The following is a 15085-nucleotide window of genomic DNA, read 5'->3' as shown; positions in this document are numbered from 1 at the left end:
AGATGACCGGGCACAACAACCAGCCAAACAGGCTCAGCGGCGGCGGCCGGATCGACCGCAGCAGCACCCTGAACTTCACCGTCGACGGCGTCCCGTACGTGGGCCATCCCGGCGACACCGTCGCCTCGGCACTGATCGCCAATGGCCGCCTAACGGCCGGCAACTCCCTCTACGAGGACCGCCCCCGCGGCATCCTCTCCGCCGGCGTGGAGGAATCCAATGCCTTGATCAAGGTCTCCGGACGCTTCCCCGGCCACGCCGCCGAATCCATGCTGCCCGCCACAGCCGTGTCCCTCGTCGAGGGCCTCGAGGTGGAACTCCTCTCCGGACTCGGCAAGCTGGACCCCACCGAGGACCTGGCCATCTACGACAAAAAGTACGTCCACACCGACGTGCTCATTGTGGGCGGCGGCCCCGCCGGACTGGCAGCAGCCCGGGAGGCGGTCCGCACCGGCGCCCGCGTCATCTTCATGGACGACCAGCCCGAACCGGGAGGCACCCTGCTCTCGGGCCGGGGCGAACAGGTGGACGGCACCCCCGCCCTGGACTGGGTCGCCGGGATTGCCGCCGAACTCGCTGCCGCGCCGGAGTGCACTGTTTTGCCCCGCACCACCGTGTTTGGTTCCTACGACAGCAACTTCCTGCTGGCCGTGGAGAACCGCACCGACCACCTGGCCCAGGAACCGGCCGACGGCGTGTCCCGCCAACGCGTATGGCACATCCGTGCCCGGCAGGTGGTGCTGGCGACAGGAGCCCACGAACGCCCCCTCGTCTTTGAAAACAACGACCGCCCCGGCATCATGCTCGCCTCGGCCGTGCGCAGCTACCTGAACCGCTATGGTGTGGCCGCCGGCTCCCGCGTGGTCATTGCCACCACCAACGACAGCGCCTACCAGCTCGCCGCGGACCTGCCCGCGGCCGGCGTCGAGGTGGCCGCCGTGGTGGACGCCCGCCCGGAGCTGACAGCCGTCGCTGCAGCCGCGGCCAAGAACGTACGCGTCATCCTGGACAGCGCCGTGGTCAACACCAGCGGGGATGCGCGGTTGGAATCGGTCCTGGTGGCGCGCATTGACGCCGACGGCGCACCGGTGGGCGGGGTGGAGGAAATTGCCGCCGAGCTGCTGGCCGTCTCCGGCGGCTGGAGCCCGGTGGTGCACCTGCACAGCCAGGGCCAGGGCAAGGTGCGCTGGGATGCTGCGCTGGTGGGTTTTGTCCCCTCCAACGTGGTGAAGAATCAGCAGCTTGTCGGGGCCGCCCGGGGCAGCTATGCATTGACCGACTGTGTGGCCGAGGGGGCCTCCGCCGGGGCGGTTGCCGCCGTCAATGCCGGCTTTGCCACGGCCTCCGCCGTTGCCGCCGCCACCGCCGCGGTGGCACGCCCGGCCCGCCCGGCCCGGCCCACGGCCCCCACCCGCGCCTTGTGGCTGGTCGGCGGCACGGAAGGCACGGCGTCGGACTGGCACCACCACTTTGTGGACTTCCAACGGGACCAGAGCGTTGCCGATGTGTGGCGTTCCACCGGGGCCGGGCTGCGCAGCGTGGAGCACATCAAGCGCTACACCTCCATCAGCACCGCCAATGACCAGGGCAAGACCTCCGGAGTCAACGCCATTGGCGTCATTGCCGCCGCGTTCCGCCAGCAGGGCACGGTGGTTGACCCGGACATTGGCGCCATTGGCACCACCACCTACCGCGCCCCGTTCACTCCCGTGGCCTTTGTGGCCCTGGCCGGACGGCAGCGCGGGAATCTTTTTGACGCTGCCCGGCGCACCTCCATCCACCCGTGGCACGAGGCCCGAGGCGCCCTTTTTGAGGATGTGGGGCAATGGAAGCGCCCCTGGTTCTACCCCCTGCCGGGTGAGGACATGGATGCGGCGGTGCTGCGCGAGTGCGCGGCAACCCGGGACTCCGTGGGCTACATGGATGCCAGCACGCTGGGCAAAATTGAAATCCGGGGCAAGGATGCCGGGGAATTCCTCAACCGGATCTACACCAACGCGTTCAAGAAGCTCGCTCCCGGTCTGGCCCGCTACGGTGTCATGTGCACCCCGGACGGGATGATCTTCGACGACGGCGTGACCCTGCGCCTGGATGAGGACCGCTACTTCATGACCACCACCACCGGCGGCGCCGCCAAGGTGCTGGATTGGCTGGAGGAATGGCTGCAGACGGAATGGTCCGAACTGGACGTCAGCTGCACCTCGGTGACGGAGCAGTGGAGCACCATTGCCGTCGTCGGCCCCAAGTCACGGGCCGTGCTGGCCAAGCTGGCACCGGAGCTGGACCTGTCCGCGGAGGCGTTCCCCTTCATGGCGTTCCGTGAAACCACCCTCACCTCGGGGGTGCCCGCGCGGGTGTGCCGGATCTCCTTCTCCGGTGAGCTCGCCTATGAGATCAATGTCCCGTCCTGGTACGGGCTGGCCACGTGGGAGGACGTGACGGCGGCCGGGGAGGAATTCAACATCACCCCGTACGGCACTGAAACCATGCACGTGCTCCGCGCCGAAAAGGGCTACCCAATTGTGGGCCAGGACACCGACGGCACGGTCACCCCGCAGGACGCCGGGATGGAATGGGTGGTTTCCAAGGTCAAGGACTTCATTGGCAAACGCTCCTACCTGCGTGCCTCCGCATCGGAGGCCAACCGCAAGCAGATGGTGTCAATTCTGCCCGTGGACGGCTCCATCCGCGTGCCCGAAGGCACCCAGCTGGTGGAAGCGGGCATTACCATCAACCCGGCCTACGGGCCCGTGCCAATGCAGGGCTTTGTCAGCTCCAGCTACCACAGCGCCGCACTGGGCCGGTCCTTCGGCCTGGCGTTGATCAAGAACGGCCGCGAACGGATCGGCGAGCGCCTTGTGGCGGTGGTCGGCTCCCAGCTGGTGGACGTCGTTGTAGGGGAAACAGTACTTTTTGATGCCGAAGGGAAGCGCCGGGATGGGTAACACAATGAACACCGCAAATGTACAGGCACGCCGGCACAGTCCGGCCGAACACCTCTGGACTGATTTCCAGGTGGGCACCGTGGGCGGGGAATACGGGGTGTCCCTGCGCGAGGTCCCGTTCCAGGCAATGGTGGGCATCCGGGTGGATCCGCTGTCCCACGGCGGCCAGCGGATTGCCGCCCTCATCGGCGCGCTGCCGGCCACCTCCGGCCAGGTCACGCACGGGGGCGCCGATTCACTGGCGCCGGAAGCATCCACGCTGTGGCTTGCCCCGGATGAGTTCCTGGTGGTGGCCCCGGACGAACCCACTCCCGGCACCCTGGCCGCGGCCCTCGTGGCCGCCCTGGGGGACACGGCCGGGCAGGTCATTGACCTCTCCAGCAACCGCACCACCTTTGAACTGTCAGGTCCCAGCGCCCGGGCCGTGTTGGAAAAGAGCTGTGCGGCGGATCTGCACCCGCGCACCCTCACCGCCGGCACCGCCATCACCACGGAAATCAACAAGATCCCCACCGTGCTGTGGAAGACCGGGGACGAAACGTTCCAGATCTTCCCCAGGGCGTCCTTTGCCGATTACCTGGGCCGCTGGCTCCTGGACGGGATGCGGGAATTCGCCTCAGGGGGCGCACCATGGCACTAAGTGTCCTGGACTTGTTTTCCGTGGGCATCGGGCCCTCCTCCTCCCACACGGTGGGCCCGATGCGTGCGGCCAAACGTTTTGTCGACGGTTTGGCGCGTGACGGCGAGCTGTCCGGCGTCGTGCGTGTTGCGACGGAATTGTTTGGTTCCCTCGGTGCCACGGGCCGCGGCCACGGTTCGGACAAGGCGGTGGTGCTGGGCCTGCAGGGACAGGACCCGGAAACGGTGGACACGGCCACAGCCGATGACCAGGTGGCCGCGGCGGCACTGGATGCCGAACTGATGCTCGCCGGGGTGCACCGTGTCGACTTCAACTTCGACCGCGACGTGGTGCTGCACCGGCGCAAGTCGCTGCCGGTGCATTCCAACGGGATGACGTTCCGGGCCCTGGACCATGCCGGAACGGTGCTGCGGGAGCGCACGTACTACTCCGTCGGTGGCGGCTTTGTGGTCGACGAGCAGGCAGCCGGGGCGGACAAGGTGGTGCCCGATGACACCGTTCTGCCCCACCCCTTCAGCACCGCCAATGAGCTGCTGGCCATCTGTGCACGGGAGGGCCTGAGCATTTCCGAGGTCATGCTCGCCAACGAGCTGGTGTGGCACACGGAGGAACAACTGCGGGCCAAGCTGCTGCACATTTGGTCGGTCATGCAGACGTGCGTGGACAACGGCTGCGCGGGCGAAGGCATCCTGCCCGGCGGGCTGCGTGTCACCCGCCGCGCGCCGGGGCTCTTTCGCACCCTGCAGGCGCCGGAGGATGCAGCTGATCCGCTGCGGGCGATGGAATGGGTGAACTTGTTTGCGCTGGCCGTCAATGAGGAAAATGCCGCGGGCGGGCGCATAGTCACAGCTCCCACCAATGGGGCGGCCGGCATCATCCCGGCGGTGCTGCACTATTACCTGAAGTTTGTGCCCGGGGCCAATGACGACGGCGTCGTGCGGTTCCTGTTGACTGCCGCGGCCATCGGCATGCTCTTTAAGCTCAATGCCTCCATCTCCGGGGCGGAAGTGGGTTGCCAGGGCGAGGTGGGATCGGCGTGTTCCATGGCCGCCGGGGCACTGTGCGAGGTCCTGGGCGGCACGCCTGTCCAGGCCGAAAACGCCGCCGAGATCGGCATTGAACACAACCTCGGCCTGACCTGCGACCCGGTGGGCGGCCTGGTGCAGATCCCCTGCATTGAACGCAACGCCATTGCCAGCGTCAAAGCCATTAATGCTGCGCGGCTGGCCCTGCACGGGGACGGCAGCCAAAAGGTGTCACTGGACAAAGCCATCAAGACCATGAGGGAAACAGGTGCCGACATGATGAGCAAGTATAAGGAAACCTCCCGCGGGGGTCTGGCCGTGAACGTGATCGAGTGCTGAGATGAGCACTCTTTCAGAACCGGTCCGGACCGCGCAGTATGTGCTGACACTGGACTGCCCCGACAGTCCGGGACTGGTGCACCAGATCTCCGGAGCCCTGCTCGAGCACGGCGCCGACATCATCGACAACCGCCAGTTCAGCGACCGCCTCCACCTGCAGGCGCTCGCCGGAGGGCCCGAACCGGACGGGCGCTTCTTCATGCGCCTGCACTTTTCCGCCCCGGCCGGGGCGGAAACCCTGGCCCGGCTGCGTGCCGACTTTGCACCGCTGGCTGCCCGCCATGACATGCGGTGGGAGCTGCGCCCACACGGCGCCAAACGCCGCGTGTTGATCATGGTCTCAAAGTTTGAGCACTGCCTGAACGACCTGCTGTTTCGCACCGGCACCGGAGAGCTGCCCGTGGAGGTGGTGGCCGTGGTATCCAACCATCCGGACCATCAGCGCCTGGCACAATGGCACGGCATCCCCTTCTTCCATGTCCCCGTCACCGCCGCCACGAAACCCGCCGCGGAGGCCAAGCTGTTGGAGCTCGTGGCGGAGTTCGACGTGGAACTGGTGGTGCTGGCACGGTACATGCAGATACTCAGCGACGAACTTACCCGCGAGCTGAGCGGGCGGGCCATCAACATCCACCACTCCTTCCTGCCCAGTTTTAAGGGTGCCAAACCCTACCACCAGGCGTATGCGCGCGGGGTGAAGACCGTGGGAGCCACGGCGCACTACGTCAACAGTGAACTCGATGAAGGGCCCATCATCTCCCAGCAGGTCGTGGAGGTGGACCACACTTTTGGCCCCGACGACCTCGTGGCCGCGGGCCGGGACACCGAATGCAAGGCGTTGAGCAACGCTGTCCGCTGGCACTGCGAGGGCCGGGTGATCCTGCAGGGCAACCGCACCATCGTGCTGCGCTAAGCCAAACGCAGCTGCCGGCCCGCCCGGCCGCGGTTTCCGGTGTTGGATCCGCGCCTGCACGCCCAGGCAGCGGTTGCGCGCTGCAACAGCCGGGAGCCGCACCCCCGGTTCAGCGGCGCTGCCCAATGAGCTCCACAATCTCGCCAAAGCCAAGCATGCTGGCGTTTTCAAGCACTGTGCGCCCCTGCGGATCCCGAATGTCAGGGTCCGCGCCGGCGTCCAAAAGCAGGCGGACCACCTCCTGCTGCCTGGGCCCGCCATTGTTGAGCAGGACCGCCTCCTGCATGGCTGTCCAGCCCGGGTTGTTGACATGGTTGACGGGAACCCCGGCGGCCAGCAGTATCCGCACCGTCTCCACGTGCCCATGCTCGCTGGCCGGGATCAGGGCCGTCCCCCCGTAGCGGTTGGTGCTGGCGACGTCGGCACCGTGGGCGAGCGTGAGCTCCAGGATCTCATTGAAGCCCTCGGCCCCGGCGTAGAGGAACGCTGAGTCCTGCAGTGAATCCTTGGCGTTGACATTGCCGCCGGCACTGATGAGCTTCGCGGTCCGGGGCAGGTCATTGGCCTTGGCCGCGGACACCAGTTGCCCGTCGAGCGCGGCCTGGTCCTGCGGTGCCGGCGGGGTCGGCGCGGCCGGCGCGCTGGTGGGTTCCGGCGGCGCAGGAGCCGGTGCCCGGCTGGCGGCGGCGGACGACGGCGGCACTCCGGGCGCCGCCGTCGTCGCACCCGTGCCGGGACCGGCGCCCGAGCAGGACACCAGAATGAGCAGGGATGCCACAGCCAGCAGGCCGGTGTGGATCCGGCGGGTGCGGGACGTTCGGAGGTCCATGGCGAAGCTAGTTGGCCAGGGCCGCGGCGCCGGCTGCGGCACAGGCCTCATCGAGCTTGCCGTCGGGGGCACCACCGACGCCAATGCCGGCCACTGAGACACCGGCGACCTTCAAGGGCACGCCGCCGGGCAGAAAGAGTGTTCCCGGCAGATCGGCAATGGTGGGGCCGTTGCCGTTGATGCGCTGGGCCAGTTCGCTGGTGGGGGCGCCGAATGCGGCAGCCGTATAGGCCTTTGCCTTGGCGGATTCAATGGTGTGTTCGGCGGCGTTGTCACCACGCAGGATCGCCTGGACGGTGCCGAAACGGTCCACCACGGCCACAGTGACGAAAGGAAGCTTGTCCGCCTGGCACTGCGCCAGGGCGGCAGCCACGGCCTTGGCGGACGCGCCGACGGAGACCCGGTTTTGGGCCACCGCGTTTGCTGCCGCCACGGGGACTTCCGCCACCGGTTTCACGGCCGGGGCAACGGCTTGGGCACCTGCCGGGGCACCGGCGTTGGCCATGACGGTGCTGCCGCCGGTGAGCAGCAGTGCTGCGGTGGCAATGGTGATGATTTTGACGTGCTGGCGCATGGGGGCTCCTGGTGCGTGGGGGTTCAAAGCCGGCCGGTGGCGGATTGCCGCGGCCTTGATTCCATGGTGGCGCAGCTGGCCGGGGCACGGCATCGGGCATTCGTCTGGATCATGCCCATCCCTTCAGCTGGCGGCATCAGCCAAAAGGCTGACAGACGCGCCACGGCGCAGGCTCTAGCATGGAAGGAACACACCCCGCCGCACCGGAACAGGACCATGACACCGCCCGCAACTGCCCCGCCCGTGATTTCCGGCGGCCCTGAAACAGTCCTTGACGGCGCCGCCGCACCGTCCATGGCCCGGATTGACGCCGTGGTGCACCTGGGATTCGCGGTGCTCATGGTGGCCTCCGCCGTCAGGTACGTGATGCGGCACCGGCCGGCGGAGAATCTTTGGGTTTTGGCCCTGGCTGCGGCCGCGTGCCTCATTTATGGGTTCATTGCAGTGTTGAAACGGCGGCGCCGCCTGCGTCCGGGGTGGATCTTTGTGCTGGTGGCGCCGTGGTGTGCGCTGGTGCTGGTGGCTCCCAGTTTTGCATGGGGTTCCTTTGCCTTGTTTTTCCTGTGCCGCACCGCATTGGCCGGTGCTGTGGCCCATCTTGCCACCGGCACCCTGGCCGTGGCCACCGCACTGGGCCTGTTCCGGCTCAGCGGTGGCAGCGACATTGCCATGCTCTTGGGTCCTTTGGCCACCGGTGCCATGTTGGCGTTGATCCTGGACCGCATGGAACATGACGTGCGGGTGCAGCGCCGGCTGCATGCGGAAGTCTCGGCGGCCCAGGGGCAGCTGGCGGTCAGCGAGCGCCGGGCCGGCACCATCGCCGAGCGTGAGCGGGTGGCCCGGGAAATCCATGACACCGTGACCCAGGGCCTGGCCAGCGGCGTGTTGTTGTTGGAGGCGGCCAGCCGGAGCTGGCCCGGTCCCAGGGCCCGGGACGATGTCATCAAGGCCGGTGCGCTTTTGCGCCAGAACCTTGCAGACACCCGGAGCCTGGTGCATGATCTGGCCACCCCTGGGCTCGACGGCGTGCCGCTGCCCAAGGCGCTGTGGCAGGCGGCGGCACTGCACCTGCCACAGGTCCGGGTGCAGGAAACAGGGCAGGAACGGCCCCTCCCGGCCGATGTCAGGCACGCTGTGCTCAGGGTGGTCCAGAGCGCCTGCGCCAACATCAAGCGCCACGCCGGTCCCGCGCAGGCAACCATCACCCTGGGCTACCTGCCAGGCGCGGTGACCCTGGATGTGTACGACGACGGCGTGGGGTTCGATCTTGCGCGCATCGACCCGCCCTCGGAGTCCGGCGGCTACGGCATCCGCGCCATGCGGGCACGGGTGGAGCAGCTCGGCGGGGCCTTCTCGGTGGAAAGCACCCCCGGCGAGGGGACCATTGTTGCCGTGCAGCTGCCCACGGACGGGACGCTGGCATGAAAAACATCACGGTTCTTTTGGTCGATGACCACATGGTGGTCCGCAGCGGACTCAAGGCACTGCTGGGCACCCAGCCTGAGCTGCTGGTGGTGGCCGAGGCGGCCTCCGGGGAGGAGGCGCTGCTGGCTGTGCGCGAACACCAACCGGATGTGGTCATGATGGATTTGGCCATGGGCTCCGGCATGGACGGCATTGAGACCATCAAGCAGCTGCGGCGCCTGAACAGCCAACAACTCATCCTGGTGTTCACCACCTATGATTCCGACGCCGACATTGTCAGGTCGGTGGACGCCGGCGCCATGGGGTACCTGCTGAAGGATGCGGCGCCGGAGGAGATTTTTGCCGCCCTGCGCGGCGCGGCCCAGGGCAAGAGCGTCATGAGCCCGCCGGTGGCTTCGCGGCTGTTCCAGCAACTGCGCAATCCCGGGGAGGTGCTGACCTCCCGTGAGGCGGAGCTGTTGAGCCTGCTGATTGAGGGCCTCAGCAACAAGGCATTGAGCCAGCGCCTGTTCATTTCAGAGGCCACCGTCAAGACGCACCTGGCCCACATTTACGCCAAGCTGGGGGTGGACACCCGGGCGGCGGCCATTGCCACGGCCATTAGGCGTGAGGGCATGCGTTGACGCCGGGACGGGAGCGTGGATTTTGACAAGGCAAGGGCATTTCCAGATGGAACCAGTCAATGAGCGCAGCCACTTCCCCCTTCCAGCCCACCCCCAAATGCACCGCGGCGGCACCCCGGTCATCATTGATCTGACCACCACCGGCCTGCCCACCATCCTGCACTGGGGATCCGCCACGGGCACCCTTGGTGCAGCCGAGCTGGAATCCCTGGCCATTGCTGCCCGTCCCCAGCGGGTCTCCAGCGGCATTGGCGGAGGACTTTGCCCTGACCATCACGGCGCAGGACCCGGCCGGTGGACTGCGCCTGGTGACCGAGCTGGAGTTGACCGGGCCCGGCGTGCTGCGCCAGCGCCACACCCTGAGCAACACCGGCAGCACCGGTTGCCCGCGCACCGGTGCCGCCTCCGTCCGCGGGTCCACCCTGGCGCTGTACCGGCTGCTGGCGGAACTGAAAACCCGCCACCTGGAGCTGGAAACTCAAAGCTGCGCCTCCGGCGGGGCCCGCCTGGATATGGGCATCCTGGAGCACACCGACAGGATCTGGACCAGCGACTGCATTGACCCCCTTGAACGCCTGGACAACCAAGCCAACACGGGGCTGCTGGTCCCCTATGAACTACCGGACCGGGTGCGGCTGCGGGCGCGGCTGCCAGCTGCGTACCGGATCAGACGGAGCTGCGCCACACAATCTCTGTTTCCAGGTACACGCCGTCGCGGTTGATTTTTTCCCCACGCAGCTGGGCCAGCACCAGTTCCGCGGCCTCGGCGCCCAGTTCGGAGGCAGGCTGGTGCACCGTGGACAGGGGCGGGTTGGTGCGCTGGGCCCAGACGCTGTCATCGAAGCCCACCAGGGCAATGTCCTCAGGAACCCGCCGGCCCGCCTGCTGCAGCACCGTCATGGCGCCGGCCGCGACGGCGTCGGAGGCGGCAAACACCGCCTCAATGCCGGGGCACTTTTCCAGCAGCTGGCGCATGCCGGCAATCCCGGCGTCGAAGGAGAAGCTCGCCACCTCGGTGACCAGCTCCGGCAGATAGTCCGCCCCCATGGCTTCCTTGAACCCGGCCAGCCGGTCCGAGCCGGCCGCCCGGTCCAGGGCCGAAGCGATCATGCCAATGCGTGTGCGGCCCGAGTCCTTGAGCCGGGCGGTGATCTCCGCGGCAGCCTTTTTATTGTGGATGGAGACAAAGGGAAGCCGGCGGCGGTTGGGCGGATGCCCCACAAAGGCCGAGGCCATGGCCAGCTGCTCGATGATCTCTGAGATGGGGTCGTTCTCGCGGGCGGAGATGACAATGGCCCCGTCAATGGCCCCGCCGTTGAGGTACCCGCCCACCCGGTGCAGGTCCCGCTCGGAATCAATGATCAAGCACACCATTTGATAGCCCGCCCGCGACAGCACCGTGTTGGCCCCGAGCATGATGGAGCCAATGTTGGGGTCCTCAAGGAAGAGGGAGTGGGGCTCATGGATTAAAAGCCCCACGGCCTGGGACCTTTGCCGCACCAGGTTGCGCGCGGCCGAGTTGGGCACATAACCCACTGCCTGGATGGCCTTGGTGACAGCCTCCCGCGCCGTTTCGGAAACATAGGGTTCGCCGTTGAGGACCCGGCTCACGGTTCCCCGCGAAATCCCCGCAACAGTGGCAACATCCAGGATGGTTGCGCGCTTTTTTCTGGCCGGTGGTGGAGTCATGCCACCACCTTACCGGCCCCCAATGGCCCCACGGGCGCACCGGGAACTTGACATCATTGTGACGTCGAACATAATCTGTGTACGTTCACAGAATCTCCTGCCGCAGACTGTGCGGCCGTCTCTGTGAACGTTCACAGGCAGCTGTCCCGCAGCTGCCGTTTCATTGTTTCGCACCACCAGCTAAGGATTTCCATGCACAGCTCCCCCGGCGGACCTCCCCGTTCCGTCATCGATTTGGAATCCGGGATGGCCTTCGGCTGCGATTACAACCCGGAACAGTGGGATCAGCGCGTCTGGCTGGAAGACGTGGCCGCCATGAAGCAGGCCGGCGTGAACTTTGTGGCCATTAACATTTTTGGCTGGTCGCACCTGGAACCGCGCCAGGGCGAGTACAACTTCACCAACCTCGATGCCATCATTGAACTCCTGCACGCCAACGGCATCAGCATCAACCTGGGCACTGCCACCGCCTCTCCCCCGCCGTGGTTGACCACCACCTTCCCGGAGGTCCTGCCCACGGTGGAGGACGGCACCCGGCGTTACCCGGGCGGGCGGCAGGCCTTCTGCCCCAGCTCGCCCATCTACCGCCACCATGCGGCGCTGCTGGTGGAGCAGGTGGCACAGCGCTACGGAAGCCACCCCGCCGTCGCCCTGTGGCATGTGTCCAATGAAATTGGCTGCCACAACGCCCACTGCCACTGCGAAGGCTCCGCGGCGGCATTCCGGGGCTGGCTGAAGCGCCGCTACGGCACCCTCGAGGCACTCAACACTGCGTGGGGCACCGACTTTTGGAGCCAGCGGGTCTCCGACTGGAAGGAAATCTTCACGCCCCGGTTGACACTTTCCAGCCGCAACCCCGGCCAAAGCATGGACTTCCGCCGCTTCAGCAGCGATGAACTGCGCAGCAACTACCGGCTGGAGGCGGAGATCATCCGCCGCCACAGCACCATCCCCGTCACCACCAACTTCATGGTGACCACCCACATCCGCAACATGGACTACTTCACGTGGACCGCGGACATGGACATCATTGCCAATGACCACTACCTGGACCACCGCCTGGGGGACCCCACCACCGAGCTTTCCTTTGCCGCGGACCTCACCCGCGGGTTGGCCAACAACGCGCCGTGGATCCTCATGGAGCACTCCACCGGGGCCGTGAACTGGCAGCCGCACAATGTGGCCAAGGCCCCGGGTGAAATGATGCGCAACTCCCTGGCCCATGTGGCCCGCGGCGCCGACGGCGTCTGCTTCTTCCAGTGGCGCGCCTCCCTGCAGGGATCGGAAAAGTTCCATTCAGCGCTCATGCCCCATGCCGGCCAGGACAGCGCGCTCTGGCGCGAGGTGGTGGAACTCGGTGCCACCGTCGCCAGCCTGGCCGAGGTGGCCGGCAGCCGGGTCGAATCCAGCGTGGCCTTCGTCTTCAGCTGGGAGTCCTGGTGGGCGGCCGACGCCGAAACCCGGCCCTCCGCCGCCATCAACTACCTGGAGCAGGCCCACGCCATCTACGCCGCCGTGCAGGCCACGGGCACCACCGTGACCATGGTGGCCCCAGGCGCCGAGTTGAGCGGATTCAAGCTGGTCATAGTCCCCACCCTGTATATGGTCTCCGATGACCACGCAGCGCAGATCAACAACTACGTCCACAACGGCGGGCACGCCATTGTCACCTTCTACAGCGGCATTGTGGACGAGGACGACCGGGTGCGCACCGGCGGCTACCCGGGCGCCTTCCGCGAGATGCTGGGCATCCGCACCGAAGAGTTCTGCCCCCTGCTGCCCGGCCAGCAGCTGGAACTCTCCGACGGGCGCACCTCCTCCCTGTGGAGCGAAAGGACCACCCTGCAGGGGGCGGACGCCGTCGTCTCCTACGTGGATGGGCCCAATCCGGGCGGCCCCGCCGTCACCGTGAACGGATTTGGCCAGGGACAGGCCTGGTATGTGGGCACCGTCCTGGACTCCGACGCCCTGCTGCACCTTGTCAGCGGTGCACTGGAGGGCGCAGCGGTGGCGCCGGTGGCCCCGGAGGCCACCGCCGAACTGGAAATGGTGCGCCGCAGCCATCCTGGCGGTTCCTACCTGTTCGTCATCAACCACGGACGGCAGGAGCAGCAGCTCGTTGCCGCCGGCCACGAAATCCTGACCCAAACCGACATTTCCCAGACGCTCACGGTTCCTGCCGGTGCCGTGCGCGTGATCCGAGAGGAAGTACGACCATGAGCCGCACGGACATGCTCACTGTTGAGCCACCAGTGCTGGAAAACCGGAAGCCGAAGAACAAGTTCAGCAAGGCGATCGTGCTCTTCGTGGCACCCTTCGGTCTGCTCTTCATCCTGTTCTACCTGGCCCCCATCTGCTACGCCCTCTACCAGTCATTTTTGAAGGTCGACAGGCAGGGAACCTTCGGCAAGGCCACGGAGGTCTTTGGCGGATTCACCCAGTACATTGCCGTGTTCCAAAACGGCCCGTTCTGGGAATCCATCGGCAGGGTCTTTTTGTTCGGCGCCGTGCAGGTCCCGGTGATGCTGGGGCTGGCGCTGCTGTTCGCGTTGCTGTTGGATTCCCCGCTGGTCCGGGGCAAGAAGTTCTTCCGTCTGGCCTTCTTTGTCCCCTACGCCGTACCCGGCGTCATTGCCGCGATCATGTGGGGTTTCCTGTACTCCCCCAACCTGTCCCCGTTCACCCAGGTGACCAGCAACATCAACTTCCTCTCCGCGGATTTGGTGCTGTGGGCCATGGCCAATGTGGTGACCTGGGTCTTTGTGGGCTACAACATGCTCATCATCTATTCATCCCTGCTCTCCATCCCGGCGGAAATTTATGAAGCGGCCCGCCTCGACGGCGCCGGGCAGCTGCGCATTGCGCTGTCCATCAAGATTCCGCTGGTGATCCCGGCCATTGTCATGACGGCCATCTTCTCCATCATCGGCACGCTGCAGCTATTGGCCGAACCCCAGGTGTTCCGCACCTTCAGTTCCGCCGTGAACAGCACCTTCACCCCCAACCTGGCGGTCCTGACCACCTCCTCCATCCCCAACATCCACCTGGCTGCAGCGATGTCGGTGGTCCTGGCACTGACAACCTTCATCCTTTCCTTCGCCTTCCTCAAGTTCACCCACCCGAAGGGCAATTGATAATGAGCAAGACAACCAGCAGCCCTGCAAAGCCGCGCAAGGACCACCGCGAGCTTGCACTGGTCCACGGCCAGGCGCGCGGCCCGCGCGAACAGATGCTCCCCCGCATGGGCGCCATGCTCATCATGGTCATCTTCGCCTTCTACTTCCTCACCCCGATCTGGTGGCTCTTTGTTTCCGCCACGAAGTCCAAGGGCGAACTGACCAGCACCAACCCGCTGTGGTTCTCCGACTTCAACTTGATTGAGAACATCTCCAATGTGCTCAGCTACCGGGACGGTGTTTTCCTGCGCTGGATCGGCAACAGCGTGGCCTACGCCGGCGGCGGCGCCCTGCTGGCCACCATCCTGGCCGGAATGTGCGGCTACGCGCTGGCGAAGTACTCCTTCAAGGGCCGGGAACTGGTGTTCAACATCATCCTGGGCGGGGTGCTGGTTCCGGCCACCGCCCTGGCGCTGCCGCTGTTTTTGATGTTCAGCCAGGTCAACGCCACCAACACCTTCTGGGCCGTGTTCCTGCCCAGCATTGTGAGCCCCTTCGGCGTCTACCTCACCCGCATCTACGCCGGCTCCAGCGTCCCCGACGAGCTCATGGAAGCGGCCCGGCTGGACGGCGCCAGCGAGGTGCGCACCTTCTTCAGCGTCTCCGTGAAGTTGATGTTCCCGGCCCTGGTCACGGTGTTCCTGTTCCAGTTCGTGGCGATTTGGAACAACTTCTTTTTGCCGCTGATCATGCTGCGCGATGAGGCCAACTTCCCGGTGACCCTGGGCCTGTACACCTGGAACTCGCAAATCAACCAGATCCCGGAGCTGCGGATGTATGTGCTGGTGGGCGCCCTGCTGTCCATCATTCCGCTGATCGTGGCCTTCTTGTTCCTGCAGCGCTTCTGGCGCAGCGGACTCGGCGCAGGCTCCGTCAAATAACTTTTCCCCCAGCGTGACCCCTCCCA

Annotated in this window: 13 protein-coding genes; 10 read left to right on the top strand and 3 right to left on the bottom strand. The window is 66.2% G+C overall.

Annotated elements, in window-relative coordinates; genetic code table 11:
• The first annotated feature begins 2 nt into the window (after positions 1–2).
• The 4 genes from ACFUCV_RS10195 to purU are packed head-to-tail and all read left to right on the top strand — an operon-like array spanning position 3 to position 5862.
• Positions 3–2945, top strand: a complete 2943-nt coding sequence (locus ACFUCV_RS10195) for a 2Fe-2S iron-sulfur cluster-binding protein (protein ID WP_380815214.1) — start codon at positions 3–5, stop codon at positions 2943–2945.
• A 4-nt stretch (positions 2946–2949) separates the two neighbouring features.
• On the top strand, positions 2950–3585 hold the full coding sequence (locus tag ACFUCV_RS10190; protein ID WP_380815212.1) for a sarcosine oxidase subunit gamma: 636 nt from the start codon (positions 2950–2952) through the stop codon (positions 3583–3585).
• Positions 3576–4949, top strand: a complete 1374-nt coding sequence (locus tag ACFUCV_RS10185) for an L-serine ammonia-lyase (RefSeq protein ID WP_380815210.1) — start codon at positions 3576–3578, stop codon at positions 4947–4949. Before ACFUCV_RS10190 ends, ACFUCV_RS10185 begins: the two co-directional genes overlap by 10 nt.
• Before the next feature lies 1 nt (position 4950).
• Positions 4951–5862: a formyltetrahydrofolate deformylase gene (gene purU / locus ACFUCV_RS10180; RefSeq protein WP_380815209.1), complete on the top strand. Its 912-nt coding sequence runs from the start codon at positions 4951–4953 to the stop codon at positions 5860–5862.
• Positions 5863–5971: 109 nt separating this feature from the next.
• Here the strand turns inward: purU and ACFUCV_RS10175 are convergent, their stop codons facing one another.
• Complete coding sequence (locus tag ACFUCV_RS10175) at positions 5972–6691, bottom strand: ankyrin repeat domain-containing protein (RefSeq protein WP_380815207.1); 720 nt, start codon at positions 6689–6691, stop codon at positions 5972–5974.
• Positions 6692–6698: 7 nt separating this feature from the next.
• On the bottom strand, positions 6699–7265 hold the full coding sequence (locus tag ACFUCV_RS10170; RefSeq protein ID WP_380815205.1) for a heme-binding protein: 567 nt from the start codon (positions 7263–7265) through the stop codon (positions 6699–6701).
• A 216-nt stretch (positions 7266–7481) separates the two neighbouring features.
• Between ACFUCV_RS10170 and ACFUCV_RS10165 the strand changes: the two genes are divergently transcribed.
• The 3 genes from ACFUCV_RS10165 (at position 7482) to ACFUCV_RS10155 (ending at position 10035) form a co-directional block, all read left to right on the top strand.
• The gene (locus tag ACFUCV_RS10165) at positions 7482–8690 is read left to right on the top strand and encodes a sensor histidine kinase (protein WP_380815275.1); all 1209 of its coding nucleotides are present in this window, start codon (positions 7482–7484) and stop codon (positions 8688–8690) included.
• Entirely contained in the window at positions 8687–9313 is a 627-nt protein-coding gene (locus tag ACFUCV_RS10160) for a response regulator (protein WP_380815204.1), read from the top strand. The genes ACFUCV_RS10165 and ACFUCV_RS10160 overlap by 4 nt, the downstream gene beginning before the upstream one ends.
• Before the next feature lie 215 nt (positions 9314–9528).
• Entirely contained in the window at positions 9529–10035 is a 507-nt protein-coding gene (locus tag ACFUCV_RS10155; RefSeq protein ID WP_380815202.1) for an alpha-galactosidase, read from the top strand.
• Here ACFUCV_RS10155 and ACFUCV_RS10150 read toward each other — a convergent pair.
• Positions 9980–11002: a LacI family DNA-binding transcriptional regulator gene (locus ACFUCV_RS10150; RefSeq protein WP_380815200.1), complete on the bottom strand. Its 1023-nt coding sequence runs from the start codon at positions 11000–11002 to the stop codon at positions 9980–9982. The two genes, ACFUCV_RS10155 and ACFUCV_RS10150, sit on opposite strands and share 56 nt — an antisense overlap.
• A gap of 192 nt (positions 11003–11194) precedes the next feature.
• Between ACFUCV_RS10150 and ACFUCV_RS10145 the strand changes: the two genes are divergently transcribed.
• Genes ACFUCV_RS10145 through ACFUCV_RS10135 form a run of 3 tightly spaced genes read left to right on the top strand, consistent with a single transcriptional unit; the run spans position 11195 to position 15059 of the window.
• The gene (locus ACFUCV_RS10145; RefSeq protein ID WP_380815198.1) at positions 11195–13222 is read left to right on the top strand and encodes a beta-galactosidase; all 2028 of its coding nucleotides are present in this window, start codon (positions 11195–11197) and stop codon (positions 13220–13222) included.
• Positions 13223–13233: 11 nt separating this feature from the next.
• Positions 13234–14136, top strand: coding sequence for a carbohydrate ABC transporter permease (locus ACFUCV_RS10140; RefSeq protein ID WP_380815273.1), 903 nt, complete (start codon positions 13234–13236; stop codon positions 14134–14136).
• 2 nt (positions 14137–14138) lie between these two features.
• Positions 14139–15059 (top strand): carbohydrate ABC transporter permease, encoded by a 921-nt coding sequence (locus ACFUCV_RS10135; RefSeq protein WP_380815196.1) that lies wholly within the window; start codon positions 14139–14141, stop codon positions 15057–15059.
• Positions 15060–15085 lie beyond the last annotated feature (26 nt).

It is taken from the genome of Specibacter sp. NPDC057265, from assembly GCF_042668835.1.
GTDB lineage: Bacteria > Actinomycetota > Actinomycetes > Actinomycetales > Micrococcaceae > Specibacter.
This window is presented reverse-complemented; position numbering and strand designations above follow the sequence as displayed.

Coding starts and splice junctions, on each gene's coding strand:
- ACFUCV_RS10195 (WP_380815214.1), top strand. CDS start 3: ATGACCGGGCACAACAACCAGCCAAACAGGCTCAGCGGCGGCGGCCGG.
- ACFUCV_RS10190 (WP_380815212.1), top strand. CDS start 2,950: ATGAACACCGCAAATGTACAGGCACGCCGGCACAGTCCGGCCGAACAC.
- ACFUCV_RS10185 (WP_380815210.1), top strand. CDS start 3,576: ATGGCACTAAGTGTCCTGGACTTGTTTTCCGTGGGCATCGGGCCCTCC.
- purU (WP_380815209.1), top strand. CDS start 4,951: ATGAGCACTCTTTCAGAACCGGTCCGGACCGCGCAGTATGTGCTGACA.
- ACFUCV_RS10175 (WP_380815207.1), bottom strand. CDS start 6,691: ATGGACCTCCGAACGTCCCGCACCCGCCGGATCCACACCGGCCTGCTG.
- ACFUCV_RS10170 (WP_380815205.1), bottom strand. CDS start 7,265: ATGCGCCAGCACGTCAAAATCATCACCATTGCCACCGCAGCACTGCTG.
- ACFUCV_RS10165 (WP_380815275.1), top strand. CDS start 7,482: ATGACACCGCCCGCAACTGCCCCGCCCGTGATTTCCGGCGGCCCTGAA.
- ACFUCV_RS10160 (WP_380815204.1), top strand. CDS start 8,687: ATGAAAAACATCACGGTTCTTTTGGTCGATGACCACATGGTGGTCCGC.
- ACFUCV_RS10150 (WP_380815200.1), bottom strand. CDS start 11,002: ATGACTCCACCACCGGCCAGAAAAAAGCGCGCAACCATCCTGGATGTT.
- ACFUCV_RS10145 (WP_380815198.1), top strand. CDS start 11,195: ATGCACAGCTCCCCCGGCGGACCTCCCCGTTCCGTCATCGATTTGGAA.
- ACFUCV_RS10140 (WP_380815273.1), top strand. CDS start 13,234: ATGCTCACTGTTGAGCCACCAGTGCTGGAAAACCGGAAGCCGAAGAAC.
- ACFUCV_RS10135 (WP_380815196.1), top strand. CDS start 14,139: ATGAGCAAGACAACCAGCAGCCCTGCAAAGCCGCGCAAGGACCACCGC.